Consider the following 21793-nt stretch of genomic DNA (forward strand, 5'->3'; position numbering starts at 1 on the left):
AAAACCGGAGGCCCGTTCCGTCCAGAATCGTTCCACCGGCGTCATGATAGGTGAGAGCCTTGCTCGCGCCTTGGACGCGACGCCCTTGGGGAAGTGCGACGAGCCTGATGACCGAACTCTCCGACGTCGATCTCGTGGGGTGGTTTCTCAAGGGGGACCGACACGCTTTCACGGCCCTGGTGCGGCGCTGGGAGGGGTTCGTGCTACGGGTGGCGGCGCGGGTCACAGTCGACCGGAACGAGGCTGAGGAGGTCCGTCAGGCGGTCTTCCTCCGGCTTCTGGAGTCGCCCGCGGCCGTCCGACAGCCCGACCGATTCGCGGCCTGGCTGCACCGCACGACGGTCAACGAGGCGATCAGCGCGGTTCGACGGCGGACCCGGCGCGAGCGTCTCGCCGCCGGTCTCCGCGCTCGCTCGGTCGCGGTCGAGACGGTCAAGCCCTGCGACGTCGTCGTGGCTGCCGACGAGGCCGAGCAGCTTTCGACCGCGTTGGGCCGACTGGAGCCGGACGAGCGATCGCTGCTCGCACTCCGTTTCGACGAGGGACTCACGTTCTCCGAGATCGCCGCCGCGCTGGGTGAGCCCGCCAGCACGATCAAGACACGCACAGCCAGGCTGGTCGCTCGCCTCCGCGTGATGCTCGATGTCGACGCCCCGGCCGGATGAGGCACGATCATGGTGACTCCCCAAGACCAATTCGACCGCTTCGAGCCGGAGGAGCAAGCGCTCCACGCCCTCTTTCAGAGGACTGCTCCGGAGGTCACGCCGACCGACATCGAGGCTCTCTTCGCAAAATCCAAGACATCCCGGACCCGACCGCAACGCGTCTTCAGCAGGAGGCTAGTCATGACGATCCGCATCACCGTCGGGACGATCATCGCGGCGGGAGTCGCCGCCCTGATCTCACTTCTCGTCCCTTCCCAGACCACGGCGGCTCTCAACCTCGCCGATGTCCAGCGCGAGGTAAAAGCCACCCGAACCGTCACCTTCACATCGAATTTTGTCGTCAATGGCGAATCCAAACATGTTACTAAACACCTGATCTTGCCACCGGATCGCCTCCGCTTCGAAACCGAGAACGGCTACACCGTGATCGATTTCAAAACGCGGAAGGGGATGAGCGTTAACACGAAGGATAAAACGGTGGAGTTCTCCGATACCGGGCAGAACCCCTCACAAAAAAATCTCTATTCCTTGTTTCGTGATCTGACCAAGACGCTTGCCGAGCCGCTTCCCGCTCGTGAAATCGACGGCAAACATGCCCTCGGCTTTGTCGCAGCCCTCCACGGGCATGAGGTTTCCATCTGGGTGGACCCCGAAACTAGGTTGCCGATCCGTGTCGAGCAAACTCACAAGGAGGGTGGCTTCACAATGGAGACGGTCACGAAGGACATTGTCTTCGATCGCCCGCTCGACGACTCCCTGTTCCGATTGACTGCGCCGGCGGGTTACCGGGCCCCTCTCTCGAATACCCCGTTCAAAATCACGTTCCTCGCGGGGTCCAAACTGTTACCTGCGCCTGACGATCCGTCGCTAGCCGCGCCTCAGGTAACCCCCTTGTCTGGGATCGGCACGGCCCAGTTCGGCATGACGAAAGAGCAGATCCTCAAACTCCTCGGGAAACCCGACCGCGAGTTCATCCATGGGAGGTCGACCTATTTATCTTACAGCTCGCGCGGGTTCGAGCTCGCATTCCTCCCACCGGACCATCCGAGGCACGGCCTGAGCCACGTCGCCTGCCTCAACGAGCAGGCAGGCCCAATTCAACCGATCCGCAAGTTCAATGGCAAAACCGATAAGGGCATCGGCCTTGGCGCCAGCCAGGCTGACGTCATCAAGGCATACGGCCCGCCCGACGAAGCCGGTGCACCTCGGAAAAATGAGGTCCTCGGCGAGGAGCCTCACCCTACCGAGACCCCGATGGATCACGTGACAATCGATTACAAAGGGCTCGGGTTGAGCTTCGACTTCTTCAAAGACAAGGTCCATCGAATCTCGATCGACGCCCCCGGCCAGGCACCGGCCGCAAAGTAAAGAAGTGCGAGGGCACACGTCAGGGAGCACCACTCGCAAGCGCAAAAGCCTCCGCCAGAATGAGAATGCACGAACTGGCATCACAGTAGTACATGCCTATCTCGTTCACCTCTACCAACTTCGGACATTACTGTTGCCTGAATTAGCCGAATCTCGCGAATACTTTGAAATTTTTCTTGACGCCCCTAATTCGGCCATGTAGTGTCACCTTCACGATCTTATCTAAGAATCGCATCTCCGATTACAAACGTGTTCCGTAGAAGGCGACGCGACGGACCTCGCATAAGGCGAGTTCCGAAAATCTCCGGGTGATCGCGTGCGTGGCAAGCTCGCCTGGCACGCTTTTCCCCCTCATTTCCGGGTTTTGCATCATCTCTCAAGCGGTAGGGAGTCGCATCCATGGGCGATATGAGCTGTAGTTTCGAGACGCGATTACGCTGGTCTATTCCTCAGCCCAACCTCGGGACAGGTTCCCCAAATGATTCGAATCCAGGGCGATTGCGCAATCCTCGCAACATAAATCTCACGTCATCTTATTATAAATCAGCAAATTTCCGCGGGTTCAGTGGAGATGCCTGTCACTCCGAATCCGGCGTAATTCCGCTGGTCAGCTCTGAATTCGTACACGACCGAAGAGCGCCTGTCTCATAGCCCGATGACGGCGACTGCGCGGTGCGCCGGGCGTTCGTTCGGCATCATACAAATTTCGGCACGGTCGCGTGAGCGACTGCCTGGGCGGGCTCGTCTCGCGACCGCGCGGGAGTAGCCTCGGTCCCGACTGACTGTTTGAATATCAGGACCAGTGACGGCGACGGTTCGTCAAGACCGCGCGGCGGCTCATCGACGCACGATGGCCGGCCTGCGGCGCGTTGGCAAATGCGCGATGAAACTCCGTTAAGGCGACTTATCAAACGAGCCGCGTCGCGCCTCACACGGCATGCGATGGAGCCCCGGACGAAGGCATGCCCACTCGCAAAATAACTATTGATATTTATAATTAAATTTTTCCGACTGATGGTTCGCGTAGCCTCATTTCGATCAACACGAGTGCCCCGCAGGCATACAACCATGATCTTTAGCGTCCAACTCGACATAGGAAGCGTTCCCGTAGTTGCGGGAGGCGGCCCGTGGTCTGGGCATCGCTCGGGCCGCCTTTTCCCTAGTTTGCCCAATTGCCGACTTCGGAGTGAGCTCGATGAACCGTGGTACCCTAAAGGCGAATGTGTTCTCCGCGTTCTGTCTGGCCGCGTTCGCGGTCGCCTTGTCCGCCGCACCGACACAGGCCGGGCGGAGCGTCACCCTGGCCGAGGCGGGCAACGTCCAAGGCGCCGCTTGCAGCGGCCCCGCGACCACCATGAGCAACTGGTGCTCCATCGAATGCACATGGGGGTGCTTCAGCACCGGTTGCTCGGCGTGCGGCTGCCCGCAGTCGGCCGACATCGGCACTAGCGGCTCCTATTACCTTTACACAGCGCCCTGCGGCACGGCGGGTTGCGGCTCGAAGCCGAACTACATCGGCCCCTGCACCGGCTCGTAATGGGTGAGCGGGACAAGACGTCCGGCGAACCTGCCGCACCGCATCGCGGAGCCTCGGCGAAGCGGTCCCGTGTGGCGAAGTAGGCTGATCCGGGCCGCCCCCCGCTGGAATGCGGGGGCGGCTTCGTGTCACCCGATTGATTTCGACTTCCATTCGACTTATCACATGAGGAGGAAGGCGCCGTGCAGGTGAGATTTCCTGTTATCCTCGCGGCTTCGGAACCGCGCCGGCTCCGCGGGCGGCGAGCCGCCCTTGGGCCCCGAGCGGGCGTGATACTCCTGCTCCTTGGCGTGCTGCCGTCGCCGCCGCACGGGCCGGCCGGCCTGGCCTTCGCATCGATCCCCTCGCCGCGCGAAGAGGGAGACTTCAAATCGGGCAAAATCACACCGCTCGACAGCTTGCCGCCCGAGAAGAGGGCCGTTCGGCTGCCGAAGGGTCGAGAATTCCCCGACTACCTCAAGTTCGGGACGAGTTGGCAGGAGCCGATCCTCTGCGGGCCGAACGCGTTGTTCGTGCTCTTGCGGCTTCGCGGGCTCGATGTGACGCGTGACCAAGTGACGCGGCTCGTCCCGATCACGAAGACGGGGTCTTCCCTCGCCGACCTTTCGAAGGCCGCGAGCGCGTTGGGCTTGAGGCATGAGGTGAGGAAGGTGTCGCAAAGCGAGTTGTTCCGCCTCTCGCCGCCGTTCCTCGTGCATGAGGACATCCGCTCGACCGACCCCGAGGTGAGCGACTCGGGACACTTCTTCGTGGTCGTCCGATTCAACGACCACGGCCAGGTCGGGATCATCGACGGCGTCTCGGGGAACTACCAATTCGTCGAGAAGGCCCGATTCGACCGCTCGTTCTCGGGCTATGTCTTGATGCCGGAGATGAACTTCTTCGGCGTCCCGACGCAGTGGGCCTGGGGAATGATCTACGTGCTGGCCGCGGTCGTGGCGATCCAGTCGTGCGTACTGGCGTATCTCAAGCGGCCGGTCGCGGCCCGGCCCGAAGCAGCCGCCCCGTGTTGACGCCCACGCCCCAACGAGGAGGTCGGACTGTGGAGATGATCGAACCTGCGAGACGTCCGTGGGCCAGCGCCGAGCGTTGGTTCGCCGTCCTCACGGCGGCGGTGCTGGCCGTCGTCGGGGTCCGGAGCGCGTGGCACACGTTCGCCCCCGCCGCCAGCGCGAGCCAAGAGCAACGACGCCGGCTCGAGGTGGCCCACGTCCTGCGTCGCGAGCGGCCCCTGGACATCACGCCCCACGGCGCCTACCGCGAGATGCTCACCGACGAGGAGCTAGGGCCCGTCGTGGCCGCGGCCGACCCGTGCTGGACCGGCCCCGATGTCGGGCAATTCTGCCATTCGCTCCGGCTCTGGGGCGCGGAGGCCTCGTTCGACCACGCCTGGCAACTTTCCGGACGTCCCCGCCTGGTCCTCTATCCGCCCCGCGACCAGCTCAAGATCCTGCTCGAACAACCGGAATTCCGACGTGCGTTCGGCAACAATGCCGGGATTCGCACGCTCCTCAGCGGTGGCGAGGTCGGCGTCTCGGTCGTCACCAACCTGGACTCCGACGTCGCCTCCAAGCAAGGCCAATATCATGTCGATAAGCTGTTGCAGGTACTGGCGGAGATCGGCATGCCGGGGACAACGCGCGTCGTGCCGCAAGCGACGAACGAGGGGTCGCGCGACTGGACCGTCAACGATGTGCTCAACGAGTCGCTCTGGAAGTATTCGCCGTACCAGGAGGCCGAATTCACGACGAGCGCCTACTCGCGCTGGCTGAGTCCGCCGGCAACCTGGGAGAATCGGTTCGGCACACGCTACGACATGAACGACCTCGTCAATACGCTCCTGGACGGGCCGAGGGAGAGCCCGGCGTGCGTGGGGATGCACCTCCCCTACGCGCTCGTCTCGGCGCTCCGCGCGAACCAGCAGGGTCCGATCCTGTCCGACGCCAGCGTGAAGCGAATCGAGGCGCGGCTCCGGGAAATCGCCCGGACCCTGGTCGAGGTCCAGCAAGCCGACGGCTCGTGGGGCACGGAATGGAATGGCCATTTCGATCGCCGACCGAATGACGGCATGTGGTACCTCGACACCCCCCCCTTCCCCGAAGTGTACGCCACGGGCCATCACCTCGAGTGGATCGCCCTGGCCCCTCCCGAGCTGGGCCCGCCGCGAGAAGTCGTCCGCCGGGCGGTCGATTACCTCAAGACGGCGATCACATCCATGCCTCAACCGTTCTTCTACCATTCGGACGTCTATCCGCTCGGGAGCCACGCGGTCCGCGCGCTCTGCCTGATTCGGGGCGTCACTCCTGCGGAGATCCGCCAGCGTTATCCCGTTGTCCCGAACGGGGTCGACCCCCTCTCGGGCCCAACTGGTTCCTCAAACTCGCACAAGAGGGGTGGGGCATGATCCGCCGCATTCGTTGCTCAACGTCTTCGTCCGGCCGGGCCCTTGGGGCGCTCGCGGCCTTGGCCCTCGCGATCTCGTGGGTCTCGCCCGAGGCCCAGGCTGCCCCGCCGTCGGTGAGCGAACTCACGGCCGCGATCCGTCACAACCGTGAGGCCTTCTTCGCCCAGAAAAGCTACAAATTCCAATTCACGGTCAACTCGGAGATCCAGAATGGGGGGACCTTCGCCTACAAGTCGTTCAACGTGACCAATATCCGACGCGGGGCCGACCTCCATACGATTGTCCTCTACCCCAAGGGAACGCTCCGCGGCCAGGAGTCGTTGCCGGAGTATGTCAGGCACTTGATCTTCTATAAGAACGCGGCGATCGACACCAATGACTCGTTCATGGAGATCAGTCCGTCGATCTTCACACAACATTTCACCTATCACCAGTACACTGACTACCAACATATTGACGCCTATAAGGACTTGCCAGCCGCCGCGGGGAACCTCTCCCCCTTCGAGATCTCGCAGCCCTTCCTCCCCGAGACGGTCGAGAAGTCCCCGGGCTCGTACCGGGTGCGTGCGACGCCCGAGGTGATCGACGGGGCGTCGTGCTGGGTGCTCGAACGGCCGGGGGCCGACGAGATCTGGGTGGACCTGGACGGGTTGATCCACCAACGCCTCGTCTACTGGGGCAAGGGACAACCGCGGAGCGTCCTGTCGAAGAGCCTCGACTTCAAGACGGTGGCGGAGGGGCTGAAGCTGCCGATGAAGCTGGTGGTCGATCACTACACGAACCCGAGTAGCGACCCGAAGGAGAGCTGGGGCAAGATTGCCTACGAACTGACCATCGACCTGAAGAGTCACGAGTTCAACACCGCCAAAGATGAGGACTTTCTCATCAAACCCTCGGCCGGGTGCGCGGTCAACGACTACATCCGGCGGGTCCAGTACCGGATCCCGGCCGAAGGGGAGAAGCCGTTCGAGGTGGCGATGACGATCGCCAACCTCGAGAAGACGCCGCGGAGCTATTACTTCATCCTGGCGAACGGCCTGCTGTTCGGCCTGCTGCTGGTCGTCCTCACCGGCAAGCGGGTCCTGAAGGCCTACCGCCTCCGGGCGACGAGTCTCGGCGGGGAGCAGTCACCGGCCAACCCTTGATCGACGCGGCAGAGAGCGGACAAACCCTTGGCCTTTCGATTCGGACGTCACCATGAGCCAACGCCACGTTTTGATTGCGATGCTCTTGATCTTGGCCGCGGGGGTGGCCACCCGTTGCCAGGGCATGGCCGAACGGACACTCTCGTTTGATGAGGCGTTCTCGTGGCGGCTCGTCACCGCGAACCCCGCGCTGGAGATCGTCCAGAGGACCGCGGCGGACGTCCACCCGCCCCTCTATTACCTGCTGCTCAAGCTTTGGACGGGCCTGCTCGGGGACGGGCCGGTGGCGCTTCGTTCGCTCTCGGTCTGCCTTGCCGGCGCGAGCTTGGTGCTCGTTTACGGCTTGACGCGCGACATCTTCCGGTGGGCGAGCAAGGTCCCCGACGAGGATTCGGCCCGCGCCGCGGGAGTCGTCGCGATGCTGCTGACGGCGACTTCGGGCGCGCACATTCGCTGGAGCGGCGAGGCGCGAATGTACTCGCTGGCCTGCCTGTTGGGGCTGGCTTCCACGTGGCTTCTCGCCCGCGGGATCCTCGGCCCCGCCCGTTCTCGGCGTGGCTCCTCGGCCCTCTGGTCCCTCTACGCGCTCAGCGCCTGCCTCAGCATGTATACCCACAACTACATGCTCTTCGTCGTTGCGGCGCAGGGAGCCTGGCTCCTCCTGTTCGGCTTCGCCCCGGCCGCCGGAGGAGCGGACCCGGCCGTCTCGCCACGACGGCGGCAACTTGCCGGATTCGCGGCATTGGCCGTGGCGATCGCGGGGTACGCCCCGTGGGTCCCGGTCCTGCTGTGGCAAACGGACCAGGTCGGTCACGGTTACTGGTTCTCGCGGCCGTCGGCCTTCGAGATCTCACGGGGCTGGGCCGACCTCCTCGTCCCCCGAAACCAGTTGCAATGGGGCGACAACTGGGCCGCCGGCTGGCTCGCGGCCCTCTCCGGCGCGATCGTCGCCGGGCTCGCCATCGCCGGCCGCCGCGGCGGGGCCTTGATCGCCGCCCTGATCGCGGCCTCGATCCTCATCCCGGTCACGATCACCCTCTATTACGGGACGGCGATCGTGAACAATCAAACGAGCCGGTACTGGCTGGTCCCGTTCGTCTTCTTCCTCATCGGCGTATCGGTCCTGCTCTGTCGCGTACTCGCGGGGGCCGAGCGCTGGCTCTTCGTGGCCATCCTGGTCGCCAACAACGTCTACTGGTGGGCGGAGTTCACCCATCAAACCCGGCTCGACCTCATGGGAGGGGCCAAGGCGTTGGTGGAATACGTCCATACCCACGGCGACTCCGACGAGCCGATCGTCGTTCGCGAGCCGAGTGCTTATCTGAGGATCCTCTACTATTTGAGGAACGACCCGGGGCGGGAGCGCCTCCACTTCCTCCCGAAGGGCCCCCTCGCGCAGTACAACGGGGGGCCGGTCATCCTGGAGGGCGAGATCAAGGACGTCGACATCCTCGACCCCTGGGTCGACCGGAAAGTCTGGGCCGTCGACGGCTCGACGCTCGTCATGCTCCTGAACGAGGCCCACCTCCCCGAGCCGTGGGCTCCCGTCGGCCGGAGCGAAATCTTCCCCGAGCCGATCCTGACGAATGGGAAGTTGGCCTTGACCGAGAGCGTCTTCCGGAAGCCGGCACCCCGGCCCTGAGTCCACCCCACCGTGGCAGCCCGACCCCCGAAAGGAGCAACCGATTCGTGCGATCGAATGTAAGCTGGATCACCGCCGCGTCTGAGCTCTTGCTCCGATTGCGGTCAGGCGCGGACGGCTGGGGATACCGGCCCGGGGACCCGCCTGCCGTCGAACCGACCGTCCTCGCCGGGCTCGGTCTCCGCTGCACGGGCGCCTCGACGAACCACGCCGCCCACGGCGAGGCGCCCGCCCGCGCGGCACGTTGGGTCGCCCGGATGCAACGTCCCGACGGCTCCGTGCGGCTCTCCGCGGAACTGGTGGTGCCGCAATGGGCGACGTCGTACGCCCTCCTGTTGTGGGCCAATGTCGACGGATTCGCGTCACAGGGTACACTCGCCGCCCAATGGCTGGAACAATCCCGAGGCAAGTCCTTCCCCAAGATCCCGGGCCCGGTCGGGCACGACACTTCGCTCGTGGGTTGGCCTTGGGTCGAGGGGACCCACTCCTGGGTGGAACCGACGGCCATGGCGCTCGTCGCCCTGGCACGGATCGGCCCCAGCCGGTCCTCGCGCGTCACCGAAGGGGCACGCCTGCTCTCGGACCGGGCGCTCCCCACCGGGGGCTGGAACTACGGCAACAGCGTCGTGTTCCAAGCGGTCCTGCGCCCACAGCCCGGGCCGACCGGCCTGGTCCTCCTCGCGTTGGCGAGCCTCGGGGTTCAGGATCGATCGGTCGGGCCGGCACTCGAGTATCTTGAATCCGCCCTGCCCGGCGTTCGCTCGGCGCAATCTCTCTGCTGGGGAATCCTGGGGCTGTCCGCCTGGAACCGCCGCCCGGCTCAGGCCGCGGAATGGCTGCGCGATGCCTACGACGAACTCAAGGCGGACGCCACCGACGACCCATTCGGGCTCGCTCACATCGTCCTTGCGGCGTCCGAGCAGGCGCTCGACGTCCTCGGCCTGACCGTACGGAAGGAGGCGAGGACATCATGACCGAGGACCTGCGAATCCCGCCCACGCCCACGCCCACGCCCACGGGCCGAGCCAAGCTGACTCGCCGCCGCCTCGGCATCGCGGCGGGCGCCGCCCTGGCCGCGCCGATCGCGGCCAAACTCGCTTGGGACCAGGTCAGAGGATCCCGATCGGCCAAAGTGTTCGTGGCAAGCCTGCCAGGATACGAGACGGACATTCTCTCGGTGCTCCGTACCGCTCTCCAGGAGGTCGGGGTCTCGGCGGCCCTGGTGCGCGGGAAGTCCATCCTGCTGAAGCCGAACCTCATCGAACCCGCAACGCAGGACCAGGGCGTCCTCACTCACCCGGCCGTCATTCATGCCGCGGCGGAGGTGTTCCTCGGGTGGGGGGCGCGTACGGTCCTCGTCGGAGACGGGCCGGGCCATTGCCGCGATGCCCGCCTGGTCGCCGACGTCTGCGGGCTGAAGCCGATCCTCCGGGACCTGAAGGTCCCGTTCGTCGACCTCAACCACGGCCGGGTCGTGGCCCGGAGGAATGCGCTCGGGCTGACGACCCTGAGCCGCCTCTATCTCTCGGAAGCCGTCGCCGCCGCCGACATCGTCGTCTCCGTGGCGAAGTTGAAGACGCATCACTGGGCCGGCGTCACCCTCTCGATGAAAAACATGTTTGGAACCTTACCCGGCATATGCTACGGTTGGCCGAAGAACGTGCTCCATGAGGAGGGGATCAACCCCTCAATCCTTGATGTCATCGCGACCGTGAAGCCGAGCCTGGCGATCATCGACGGGATCGTCGGGATGGAAGGCGACGGCCCCATCATGGGGAAGCCGCGGCATGCGGGGGTCCTCGTCGTCGGAAACAACCTGGTCGCGGCCGATGCCACGGCGACCCGACTGATCGGGGGCAACCCCGAGGACGTCGAGCATCTTTCGAACGCGGCCGGATTGTTGGGGCCGATCCGGGAGGACCAGATCGACCAGCGGGGCGAGCCGATCGCGCGGCTCGCGACGCGATTCTTGCTCCCCGTGATCGGGGCCGCCACGCCGCGGTCGTCGCTCGGGGGCTGACCCGCCCGCTGGCCTTTTTCCACGAATGGGGGCGCGAGGTGGAGGACAGTCGACCGGCTCGTACTCGATCGGGGACCTGGAAGCCAACGAGGAATGATGCCAGGCCCGATTTCCAAGGGGCTCGAACAGGCCGGCACGCGCCTCGGCTCCTCATCGTTCAGGCTGAAACGGAAGGCATTCGGCAACGCTCTGGCGCCCCCACTTTTTCCATGATTCGACTCCGGGACTTTGCGAGGGTGAACCGGGCCTTCGGAAACCACACAAACTTTTTCAATTCAGCGAACTTTTATCCCACATTCTTTCCTTTTATCTACGCGTACAAATTGAACGCTCCGACCAACTTGCCGGAGCATCGATCGCGGCGTCGAAGCGTCACGGATCCCGTCGAGCGAGATGGGAATGGGCGGACAGCGGCGGAGTTATCCACACGGGAGCCATTGCGATGGAAGTCGAACTGTCGATTGTCATCCCCGCCTACAACGAGGCGAGACGGATACCCCGCTACCTGGAAGCGATCCGCTGCCATTATGCCTCGCTCTCGCTCGGGAGGTACGAAGCCATCGTCGTCGACGATGGGAGTCGCGATGGGACCGGCGACGTCGTCCGGCGGGCGGCTGCCGACTGGCCCCAACTCGTGCTGATCGAGCACCCGACCAATCGCGGAAAGGGGGCCGCCGTGCGGACCGGCATGCTCGCCGCTCGAGGTGCATTGGTCCTGTTCGCCGATGCGGACGGCGCGACGCCGATCTGCGAGGAGCGAAAGCTCCGGGGGGCGATCTCCGCCGGGGCCGACGTGGCCGTCGGCTCGCGCCGCGGCAACCCAGACCGGCCCGAGGCCAACCGTCCCTGGTATCGTGAACTCGCCGGGCGGACCTTCTCCAAGCTCGCTCGAAGCTACCTGACGCTTTCGATCGCCGATCCCCAGTGCGGCTTCAAGATGTTCGGCCGAGACCTGGTCTCGCCGCTCTTCGGCCCTTGCCGTGAGGACGGATACCTCTTCGACCTCTTCGTGCTCGGGGCGGCCACCCGGATGGGGTGCCGGATCGACGAGGTCCCGGTGACTTGGGTGGAGATCCCGGGCTCCAAGGTCAACCTGCTGCGGGACTCGTGGCGGATGCTGACCGGGCTGGAGCGGATCCGGAAGTCGCTCCAACGGGCCGCGTTCCCGGCCCGGCCAGTTGTCGCGGTCCCGTCGAACGAGAGCTCGAGGGGCATCGACAAGAACGTCCCCAATCCCGAGGCTCCGGTCGCGTCCGGCCTCCTCCCCGAGTCCTACGTCGGCTCGCCGATGCTCCCTCGTGCCTCCGCCTGAAATCGGCCTTGGTCCTCGCACGAGGGACCGCACCGCTCACGGCACGAGCCGGGGCGTCGATCGTTCCAATCCGCCGACCTGCTGGAGGCATAAATCGATGCTTGGATCCCTCACCCTGCTGTCCGCACTTGTGGCCTCCGGCTCCTATTCCGACTCCATCGAAGTCGACTTCTCCGCCCCGACCTACGATCGGACTCTCTTCCGGCCGAATGTGCGACGGTCCTTGGGGCGTTGGGAGGTGAAGGAGGGCAAGCTCCGGGCGGCAATCCCGAAAGGGGGCGGAGGCCGACCGCCCATCGGCTTCGTCGGGCTCTTCCGTCTCGAGGGCGACTTCGAGTTTGCCGCCGACTACCAGGCCGTCGCCCTTCCGAAGCCGAAGGCCGCGCCGACCAAGAAAGGGGGCGACGCCGTGAATTCGATCGAGCTCGTGATTTCGGGCGCCCCCGGGTGGTGCGTGGCCAGTCGCAAGTCGCTCTCGATCGGCGAGCGTGCCAGCTCCTATGGGGAGCTGGAGGGTCAGCGGAAATTCATCTCGGACAACCTTCCCGTGTCCGGCACCGTCGGCCGCCTCGAGGTCCGGAGGAAGGGCACCAACATCCAGTTCTACCATGCCGAGGCGGGCTCGAACCCGGTGTTGATCGGCACGGTCCCATTCGGGGATGGGCCCATCGACGAGGTCGGCCTGCAAGTTTACGCGATGAACACCGTCGACTCGTTGGACGTGCGCTTCTCGCGGGTGCACGTCGGAGCCGACCGGATCGTCCGGGGCTTGTTCGGTTCCTCCTCGACGTGGCGGAGGCTCTCCTGGGGCCTGCTCGCCCTCGTCGTCATCGCCATCCTCTACGCAGGGTGGCGGTCCGCGGGCCGCCGGAGGGCCACGGCCGCCTCCGGCTCACATCCCCGGAGGGGGGTCATCCGGGCCGGCCTCCTGGTCGTCGTGGCCTCGCAAGGGGTTGCCGTCGTCGCATCGCACCACATTTCCGCGGGCCCCTCCCCTCCCCAGCCCGGCGCCCGGCCTCTCCGGCCCGAGTTCCTGATCGAATCGGTGGGCCCGCGGCCCGATGACGGCGGTCGGCAGACCCTCGGCAAACGACCCTTTCTTTGTCCCAAGGGCATGGCGCTATGAGCACTCTCCCCAAAGCTCTCGGTTACTATTACCTGACGGGAATGGTCGTCGCCGGCGGGTTCCTCCTCGGTTCCGAGGTCCTGAAAAGCTCGCCGGTCCGCGGGAATACCTTCGCGTACAGCGGGGAGCCTTTCACCAACTGGGACGCCCAGTGGTATCAAAAGATCGCGGCCCAGGGATACGACTATAGCCGGACGTCCTTCTCGAGCGCGGTCTTCTTCCCGGCGTATCCGATGCTGGGACGCCTGGTGTCTCGTGCCACGGGTTTGAATGTCGATTACTCTCTGCTCCTGATCTCGAACGTTTGCTTGATCGCCTCGCTCTCCCTGATCCTGCGATACTTCCAGGTGCGCTACCCCGAGCACGATGCCCGCTTGGGGGGCTACGCCGTCATCGCGCTCACCACCCTACCGGCATCGCTCTTCTTTCGCGTCAACTACTCGGAATCGTTGTTCCTGCTCATCCTCGCGACGTTCCTACTCGCGATGGCGAAGCAATGCCATCCGGCGCTGATCGCCGGCCTGGTCGGCTTCGCGACCGCGGTCCGGCCGGTCGGGGTCGCGCTCATCCCCGCCCTGATCGTCCACGCCTGGCGAAGCGGCGGGAGGCCGGCTGCGCGAGTCGCGCGGCTCGCCTACCTGCTCCCCCTATCGATCTGGGGAATCGCCGCCTTCTCGGCCTACCTGTACTTGAGGTTCGGCGACCCGCTCGCCTTCGCCCGGGGCCAGGAGGCCTGGAGCTTGAGGCCCGACGAGTCACCGGGCCACCGCCTGTTCTGCCTGCTCACATTCGAGCCGCTCCGATCGATCTTCACCCCCTCGTCCGGAGCCTATTGGTACAACCACGAATACCACCATTCGCTGGTTTTCAACATGCGCGTCGTCGACATGCTCTACTTCGTCGGGTTCTCCGGCCTCGTGGCGGTCGGGGCCTGGAGACGCTGGCTCAATGGGCCCGAGATCCTGACGTCCGCCCTTCTCATTCTTATCCCTTACGTGACCAATGGCTATGGGAGGACGATGATCAGCACGGCCCGCTACTCATCGGTCATCATCCCTGCCTATGCGGTCATCGCCCATCTGCTCTACAAGGTCGAGCCACCGATCGTCTCCGCGCTCGTGGGGATCAGTTGCTTTTTCCTCGGGGCGTTCTCCGCATTGTTCGCGACCTGGCACGTCATCATCTGAATCGATCCGTCTCCCGGCTCGTCGAGCCTGCCGCGGCGGCCGTCCCCGAATGCCCGAAGAACCGACAGGACAATCTCGATGTGGCGTCGAAAATCGTCGGGAAATCCAACCTCGATCCCGGACTCCCCGGGCGGCCGCGAGCGGGGCCGAACCATGGCCCGCGAGTCGTCGCAATCCTCGTCCCCGGGTCGGGGGTTTACCCTGATCGAGCTGCTGGTCGTCATCGCCGTGATCGGGCTCCTGATCGCGCTGCTCCTCCCCGCCGTGCAGGCGGCGCGAGAGGCGGCGCGGCGGACGCAATGCACCGACAACCTGCGGCAGATCGGCGTGGCCCTGGCCAATTACACCGCCACGCTCGGAGTCCTCCCTTTCGGCGTGGGGGGGGCGGGGCCGCAAGGACGCGAGCCACGTTGGTCGGCACACTCGCAGCTCCTCCCCTACCTCGAACAGGCGGCGCTCTTCACCGCGCTGAACGTCTCGGGCGTGCCTTGGCTCCATGACCCGCAATACGGGCCCATGAATCGAACCGCCCTCTCGACCCGGGTCGCCGTGTTCCTCTGCCCGTCGGACCACGACCGGATCGACGACGGCAGGGCCGATTCTCTGATGGTCACCGCCCCGACGAGCTATCGAGGGTGCGCCGGCACGCTCCCCAGGAACCTGGCGGCCGACCTGCCGATCCCGGGCGGCACCGCGAAGAACGACGGCACGTTCTGGTACCAGAGCGCGGTGAGGCCGGCCGACTTCCGGGACGGGATGAGCAACACCGCCTCGTTCGGCGAGCGCTGCCTCGGCCGGACAGCCTCGGCCGACCCCCTGACGAACTACTTCCTCGCCGACAGCGCCACCGAGTCGTGCGCGACGGCGAGCCCGGCCAATTCCCTCAGCTTTGACACCCCCTATCACCTCTCGGGGAGCCGCTGGGCGGACGGAAACGCCCTCTACACACGCTACCATCACATCTTCACACCAATGAAACCGAGCTGCCTGCTGGGCGGCTCCGACGACTTCGACAGCCCGGTCGTGGTCACCGCGACGAGCCGGCATCCGGGCGGCCTGAATTTGCTGCTGGGGGACGCGTCGGTCCGCTTCGTCCGTAAGGAGATCGGCGCGGCCGTCTGGAAGGCCTTGGGGACCGTTGCCGGAGGCGAGGTGGTGGACGCGTCCCAGTTCTGAGCGCCATTCGGGCTCGGGGGACGTGTCCCAATTCGATCGAGAGCCATGATGAGCACCGCGACTCTTCCGGAACCGATGCCGCGCGACGCCGCCGAGTCCGAGCTTCCCGGACCCCGCCGAGCCGGGCCGGCCCTGAGAATCGCGGGGCTCCTGGTCCTCGGCCTCTACATCGTCGCGTTCCGGGTCCATACGCGTACCGAGCCGCCGGAGTGCGACCACGGCACCTACGCCGTGATCGGCCACGAACTCCTCCGCGGCCGCTCGTTGTATTCCGACCTCTGGGACATCAAACCGCCGACGATTTATGCGACCTACGCTGCCGCCGAGGTCCTCGTCGGGTATGGCAAGGGCGAGTTGCTCGCGCTGGGGGTCTTTGCGGCCCTGGTGACCCTGGTCGGCGTCGAGCGCGCGGGGGAGGCGCTCGGCCGAGGCGGGGGACTCTGGGCGGCGGCCTTCTGGGCGGTCGCTTGCAACGATCCCGACCTCCAGGCCAATCAGCCCAACTCCGAGGTCTTCATCAATGCCTTGATGGTCTGGGCGTTCGTCGCCCTGATGCGGATCTCCTCCGGGAACGGCGGCCAAACACTGGCGCTCGCGGCGGGCGTCCTCTTCGCGGTCGCCTCGACCTACAAGCAGGTCGTGGTCTTCGTGGCGTTCACGCTGGCCCTGGCCCACCTGGCGACGATGAGGCCGAAGCGAGTGGCGCTGATCCAGATCGTCGGGATGGCCCTGCCCGGGCTGCTCCTCTGGGTCGGCATGGGGGCCTACTTCGCCACCACCGGCCGGTACGACATCTACTGGCGGACGAACTTTCTCTTCAGCACGCGGTACTCGGGGAACCTCCTGGAAAACGTGGCGGCGGCGCTCATCCCGTCGGGGATCGACGCGCTGGCCTCGAAGGCGATCCTGATCCCCCTCGGCGTGCTGGCGATCGTCCCGTTCCTGACCCGGAGGAACGAGCAGACGCCGCGAGCCCTCGCCTTGATGGCGGCCTGGATCGCGGGGACCTTGGTGGCCGTGGCGGCCCCGGGCCGGTTCTGGCCGCACTACTATCAGCTCTGGCTCCCACCGCTGGCCGTCGGAGCCGGCTGGGGGGCGGCGGCGGTCGTCCAGCGACTGGGGAGCCGCGATCGAGTGCTCGCCTGGGCCCCCGGGCTCTTCATCCTGGCGAATTGCCTCTGGATCGAGCTCCCCCACGCCCAGCTCGACCCCGACCTGTGGTCACGCCGAAAATATGGCGATAGCTTTATCGCATCGGAACGGTTCGGCCGGGCCCTGGCCGGCCTCCTGAAGCCGAACGAGACGTTTTACCAGTGGGGGCCGCACCCCGAAGTCTACTTCGCGAGCGGTTCGAGCCCGCCCGTCGGCGTCCTCTGGGATGACCCGCTCTACGAAGGCCCGATGCAGGACGAGCTCTCGGCTCGGACCCTCGCCGACCTCGAGGCGCACCCTCCCGAGTTGATCGCCGTCTACACGACCAAGCGGAACGCGGGCCGGCGCCACCCCGTCCTCGATTGGATCGAGGCCCGATACCTGCGGGTGCCCGGCTCCCACTCGGCCAAGGAGGACCTCCCCGAGCTCTACGTCCGCCCCGACGGCTCGCTCGAGGCCCGCCTCAAGCCTTTGAATCGCGATGCGTTCCGAGACTCGGGTGGAGGTCCACGATGATGGGAATCGGACGAGAAGGCCGGAACTCGGCCCTCGCGATCGTCTCCGCAACGCTCGTGCTGGTCGCGTACGCCGCGATCTTCGACCTGCTCGACCGCTACGACTGGGACCAGGCCTTCGTCCGCTTCGCCTGCCTGGCGAGCCTGCTGGCGATGACCCTGGGCACGCGTCGGCGGCCCGACATGCCCCCGCATGAGGCGGGGGAAATCGCGGCCATCGTGGCGCCGGCGTTCGCGATACTCGCCCTTAATTGGGGGCTCTACAAGAGCCTGGAAGACCTCCACTCGCCGCCGGTCGTCGACATCGGCCAGACGACCCAGGAGGCCGCTCGCCTCGTCTTCCTCGACGGGAAGAACCCCTATGAGAGCCGGACGATCGCCGTGCTCGGCGACAACCCGTCGATGTGGGGGTTCAAATATGGTCCCACGATGATCCTCGGGTACGCGATCAGCGTCGTCAATCCGGCGAACGGGATCAAATCCACCAGCCTCGCGTACCTCGGCGCGACGGTCGTGCTCGTCTTCCTGCTGGGGAGGGGGCGCGGCGAAATGTCGGAGTCGACCGCGACCGCCTGGTTTTGCTGCACGCTCATGCTGCTGCCGAACCGGCTCTGGCACGAGCTGTTCCATCAGGGTTCGAATGACATCTTCCCGGTGATGCTGATCCTCGGGTCGATCCTGGCCGTCCGCGGCAAGGCCTGGGCGTGGGCGGGCCTGCTGGCGGGCCTGTCCCTCACCGCGAAAGTCTCGCCGGCGATCTTCTACCTCGTCCTGTTCGTCCGCCGCCGACCCGAGCCGCGGTTCGTCGTCGGGTTCGCCGCCGGCCTGGTGCCCCTGTTACCCTTTCTCGCGTGGGACGCCGGGGCCTTGTTCCGCAACGTCGTCCTGTTCCATTCGACTAAGGCGGCCGATTCGACGAGCCTCTATTCCATCACCCCCAAGGAGTTGCACTACGCCTTCACCGCGATTCAGCTCATGACGATCGCCCTGGTGATCGCCAAGAACTTCCACGCCCGGCTCGATCATCGCTCGCTCGTCTTCTGGTATCTCGTGCTCACGCTCCTCTGCGAGATGAGCTATCGAGAGGTCCACGGCAATCACCTGATCTGGTTCATGCCCTTCGCCGCGTTGCAATTCGGCTGGAATCGCCAGGCGTTCCTGCCCAACATCGCCTCGGCCCTGCGGTCGTTCGGCGATGAGTCCCCTGCTCCGGCCCCCCGCGCCGACCATGCGGCGAGTCGGCCAGAGGGAAGGGCATCGAACCGACAGAGCGCCGAGGGTGACCGCCCGCTCGAGAACTTCGACGACCAGCGCCTACCCGCCGGTTCGGGCGAACCCAGTGGCCGTGACGGGAACACTTCCAATACGCTCCTCTGACCCGACCATCATACGTCCCGCGCCGGAGCGGAGGCCATCCCACCCACGAGGTCGCCTCGATGAATTCCCCTTACCTCTCGATCGTTGTGCCCTGCTATAACGAAGAAGAAATGCTCGATGAGCTGTACCGTCGGCTCAAGGCGGTCTGCTTATTGCTGGGACGTTCTTATGAGATCGTCTTTGTCGACGACGGCTCGAAGGATCGGAGCTGGCCGATCTTGGAGTCGCTCGCGGCGGCCGACCCCTTCGTCGTGGCCGTTGCCCTTTCGCGCAACCACGGCCATCAGTTGGCCTTGACCGCTGGCCTGCAAACCTGCCAGGGCGAGCGGATCCTCATTATCGACGCCGACCTCCAGGACCCTCCCGAACTGCTGCCGGCGATGCTCGATCGTATGGATGCCGGTCTCGACGTCGTCTACGGCCAGCGCCGCCGACGCGATGGCGAGACCGCGTTCAAGCGAGGCACCGCAGCACTGTTCTATCGCCTGATCACGTGCCTCTCCGAAGTGCCGATTCCGCCCGACACGGGTGACTTTCGCCTCATGAGTCGCCGGGCCCTCAACGTTCTGCTCGCGATGCCGGAGCACCATCGCTTCATCCGCGGTATGGTCCCTTGGATCGGCTTCCCTCAGGCGGCGATGCCTTACGACCGCCAGTGCCGCTACGCGGGGGTCTCCAAATTCCCGCTCCGCAAGATGGTCAGGTTCGCCCTCGACGCGATCACGGCCTTCTCGACCAAACCGCTCATCTTGGCGAGTTGGTTCGGCATCGGCACGGCGCTGATCACACTCGCGCTGGCGGCCTACTCGCTCGCGTCATGGGTGGGAGGGAATCCGGTGAGCGAGTGGATGATCCTGATCATCGTCATCTCCTTATTCGGCAGCCTCCAGCTCCTAGTCCTGGGCATCTTGGGCGAATACCTGGGGCGGATGTACGAACAAACCAAGAATCGCCCCCTATTCATCATCAAGAACCTCCTGCGGTGGGAGCCTTCTCCGACGCTCGAAATCAGCACCGATTACAGCAACGTTGCAAGCGCGGAGTTCCCCGACGCGTTCGCCCAGCAGGGCGACCGGTAAACTTTAGCACAATCAGCCATATCTTCAATCGATCATGCAATTATCCCCAGATTATTCAAGACGTCGCGTTCGAGGATCTCCTCGATCACCTCGCCGGGGATCTGCGGGAGCGGGGTCCCCTGCACTTGCTCGTTCAAACGGCGAAGGCTCGCGATGGCCGTGCTCGGTTCCCACAACGGATAGTCGGAGCCGAATAGGAGCTTGTGGGTCACGCCCCACTCGAGGCAGACAATCATCGCTTCATACCCTTGCCAGGGGCGATGCCAGAGGCCGGAGATATCGGCATACACGTTCGCGTGCTTGCGGATCACCAGGGCCGTTTCCCGCTGCCAGGGGTGGCCGAGGTGGGCGATAATGACCCGGAGTTCCGGGAAGGCGATCGCCAGGTCGTCGACCAGGAGCGGGAGCGAGTACTTGAGCGGCCCTTGGCTGACCGGCGAGGCGCCCATGTGCATCATCACCGGCAGCCCGAGCTCCACAGCGCGGCGATAGAACGGGTGGAAGGCCGGGTCGGCCGGGTTGTAGACCGACATGATCGGATAGAGCTTGATGCCTCGAAAGCCGAACTCGTGGACCCCGCGTTCCATCTCGCGGATCGCGTCCGGCCGGCTCGGGTCGAGGGCCATGAACCCGATGTACTTCGCGGGATTGCGAGCGACCAGGCGTGCCACGTGCTCGTGCGGCGTGTGGACGCCCATCGCGTGCGCGGTGATCCCGAAGACGAGGACCTTGTCGAACGGCTCCATCGCCCGCTCGAAGTCCTCGGCCGAAACCTCGGGCCACGCCCCCAGGCCGCACTGCTCGTCCCAATCTCGAGTAAACTTCGCGCCGAAGTGGACCCGCTCGATGAAATGCGAATGATAGTCGATCCTCATCTCAACGGCCCCCCTTCTGCATCCGGATCCCTTCCTCGGGCCGGAACGCGAACTCTTCCCGGACCTCGTCCCTCAGCTCGACCCCCAGGCCGGGCGCCGACGGCGGATAGAGTTCCCCTTGCTCGATCCGCAACGGCTCGACGAATAAAGCATCGCGGAGCGGATACCCCCAGGTCGGATACTCGAGCACCTTGCAGTTCGGCAAGGTGAACGCAAGATGATAGTTCCCCGCCAGGACGATCGAGGACGACCAGGAATGAAACGCAACCTCGACCCCTTGGCTCTGGGCCAGGGTCGCGATCTTGCGACACTCGATGATCCCGCCGGCGTGAGCCACGTCGGGTTGGGCGATGTCGAGCGCCTCGGCGTCGAAGAAGTGGCGGAACTCGTGGATCGTTGTCGAGCTCTCACCCCCCGAAACCGGGATCGGGACATGCCGGCGCACGTGTGCGTACCCGGCGTAATCCGTCGCGGCGCACGGCTCCTCGAACCAGCGGAGGTTGAGCTCGCGGAGGGCCGACCCCGCGCGAACGGCCTGGGCGGCGGTCCAAGGTTCCGGGTTGTGCCCCTGGACCGCGTCGACCATCAGGTCCATCCCGTCGCCGATCACGTCGCGAACGCGGCGGACCTTCTCGAGGTCACGCGCCGGGTCCATCCCGATCCGGACCTTCACCGCCTTGAGCCCCTCCTCACGATAGCCGCGCATCTCGTCGACGAGCTCGTCCAGCGGCTTCTCCAGACCGCCGCTGGCGTACAGCGGCAGCCGAGCGTGGACCGCGCCTCCGAGCAATTCATGCACCGGCTTGCCGACTGCCTTGCCCGCGATGTCCCACAAGGCCATCTCGACGGCGCCGATGGTGCTGACCCCCGCGCCGACCCGGGCCCAGAACAAGGTCTTCGAGACCATCCGCTGATACAAGGCCGCGATGTTCCGCGGGTCTTCCCCGATCAGGAGCGGCTCCAAAGCCTCGACGATCCCCTTGACCGCGAGCGGGGCAAAGATGCCGACATAAGTCTCCCCCAGCCCGGTGATCCCCTCGTCGGTGTGCACCTGAATCAGGGCCGCATGCACCGTCGAGATCACGCCCCCCGACCAGCGGATCTCCCGCGCTGGCTTGCTGCTCAGCAGAACCGGCTCGACACGCGTAATTTTCACGCTTGGACTCCGCGTCGGCTAACTGATAGAATATCCAGGAATCGATGGCCGAGGCTA

General features: G+C 65.3%; 18 protein-coding genes. 16 read left to right on the forward strand and 2 right to left on the reverse strand.

The features are described from left to right. Positions 1-107 precede the first annotated feature (107 nt). The 16 genes from BUS42_RS25395 (at position 108) to BUS42_RS25470 (ending at position 19705) form a co-directional block, all read left to right on the forward strand. Positions 108-665 carry an RNA polymerase sigma factor gene (locus tag BUS42_RS25395; RefSeq protein ID WP_074311717.1) on the forward strand — a complete coding sequence of 186 codons (558 nt, stop codon included), beginning with the start codon at positions 108-110 and terminating at the stop codon, positions 663-665. Positions 666-674: 9 nt separating this feature from the next. Further along, positions 675-2033: a LolA family protein gene (locus BUS42_RS45360; protein ID WP_254053784.1), complete on the forward strand. Its 1359-nt coding sequence runs from the start codon at positions 675-677 to the stop codon at positions 2031-2033. A 1195-nt stretch (positions 2034-3228) separates the two neighbouring features. Beyond that, on the forward strand, positions 3229-3570 hold the full coding sequence (locus BUS42_RS43065) for a hypothetical protein (RefSeq protein WP_143206504.1): 342 nt from the start codon (positions 3229-3231) through the stop codon (positions 3568-3570). A gap of 188 nt (positions 3571-3758) precedes the next feature. Further along, entirely contained in the window at positions 3759-4583 is an 825-nt protein-coding gene (locus tag BUS42_RS25410) for a cysteine peptidase family C39 domain-containing protein (RefSeq protein ID WP_254053785.1), read from the forward strand. 35 nt (positions 4584-4618) lie between these two features. Continuing rightward, a complete protein-coding gene (locus BUS42_RS25415; protein WP_254053786.1) occupies positions 4619-5974 on the forward strand; it encodes a hypothetical protein in 1356 nt (451 codons plus the stop codon). Then, entirely contained in the window at positions 5971-7119 is a 1149-nt protein-coding gene (locus BUS42_RS25420; RefSeq protein ID WP_074311724.1) for a hypothetical protein, read from the forward strand. The genes BUS42_RS25415 and BUS42_RS25420 overlap by 4 nt, the downstream gene beginning before the upstream one ends. A 52-nt stretch (positions 7120-7171) precedes the next feature. Then, positions 7172-8761: a glycosyltransferase family 39 protein gene (locus BUS42_RS25425; protein ID WP_074311726.1), complete on the forward strand. Its 1590-nt coding sequence runs from the start codon at positions 7172-7174 to the stop codon at positions 8759-8761. Positions 8762-8808: 47 nt separating this feature from the next. Then, complete coding sequence (locus BUS42_RS25430) at positions 8809-9735, forward strand: prenyltransferase/squalene oxidase repeat-containing protein (RefSeq protein WP_074311728.1); 927 nt, start codon at positions 8809-8811, stop codon at positions 9733-9735. Then, positions 9732-10781, forward strand: a complete 1050-nt coding sequence (locus BUS42_RS25435; RefSeq protein ID WP_074311730.1) for a DUF362 domain-containing protein — start codon at positions 9732-9734, stop codon at positions 10779-10781. The genes BUS42_RS25430 and BUS42_RS25435 overlap by 4 nt, the downstream gene beginning before the upstream one ends. A 442-nt stretch (positions 10782-11223) precedes the next feature. Next, entirely contained in the window at positions 11224-12093 is an 870-nt protein-coding gene (locus tag BUS42_RS25440; protein WP_074311732.1) for a dolichyl-phosphate beta-glucosyltransferase, read from the forward strand. Between the two features lie 97 nt (positions 12094-12190). Next, positions 12191-13219 (forward strand): hypothetical protein, encoded by a 1029-nt coding sequence (locus BUS42_RS25445; RefSeq protein WP_074311733.1) that lies wholly within the window; start codon positions 12191-12193, stop codon positions 13217-13219. Further along, positions 13216-14406: a mannosyltransferase family protein gene (locus BUS42_RS25450; protein ID WP_074311735.1), complete on the forward strand. Its 1191-nt coding sequence runs from the start codon at positions 13216-13218 to the stop codon at positions 14404-14406. Before BUS42_RS25445 ends, BUS42_RS25450 begins: the two co-directional genes overlap by 4 nt. Positions 14407-14484: 78 nt before the next feature. Continuing rightward, positions 14485-15582 (forward strand): DUF1559 domain-containing protein, encoded by a 1098-nt coding sequence (locus BUS42_RS25455; RefSeq protein WP_074311737.1) that lies wholly within the window; start codon positions 14485-14487, stop codon positions 15580-15582. A gap of 45 nt (positions 15583-15627) precedes the next feature. Then, on the forward strand, positions 15628-17250 hold the full coding sequence (locus tag BUS42_RS25460; protein ID WP_254053787.1) for a hypothetical protein: 1623 nt from the start codon (positions 15628-15630) through the stop codon (positions 17248-17250). Next, complete coding sequence (locus BUS42_RS25465) at positions 17247-18626, forward strand: glycosyltransferase family 87 protein (protein ID WP_074311739.1); 1380 nt, start codon at positions 17247-17249, stop codon at positions 18624-18626. The genes BUS42_RS25460 and BUS42_RS25465 overlap by 4 nt, the downstream gene beginning before the upstream one ends. Positions 18627-18685: 59 nt before the next feature. Beyond that, positions 18686-19705, forward strand: a complete 1020-nt coding sequence (locus BUS42_RS25470) for a glycosyltransferase family 2 protein (RefSeq protein WP_074311741.1) — start codon at positions 18686-18688, stop codon at positions 19703-19705. Between the two features lie 32 nt (positions 19706-19737). Here BUS42_RS25470 and BUS42_RS25475 read toward each other — a convergent pair whose 3' ends face one another. Together BUS42_RS25475 and BUS42_RS25480 are read right to left on the reverse strand one after the other, a co-directional pair. Continuing rightward, positions 19738-20580, reverse strand: a complete 843-nt coding sequence (locus BUS42_RS25475) for an amidohydrolase family protein (protein WP_074311743.1) — start codon at positions 20578-20580, stop codon at positions 19738-19740. Position 20581: 1 nt separating this feature from the next. Then, positions 20582-21736, reverse strand: coding sequence for a mandelate racemase/muconate lactonizing enzyme family protein (locus BUS42_RS25480; RefSeq protein ID WP_074311744.1), 1155 nt, complete (start codon positions 21734-21736; stop codon positions 20582-20584). Positions 21737-21793: the final 57 nt, after the last annotated feature.

Source organism: Singulisphaera sp. GP187 (assembly GCF_900129635.1).
Classification (GTDB): Bacteria; Planctomycetota; Planctomycetia; order Isosphaerales; family Isosphaeraceae; genus Singulisphaera.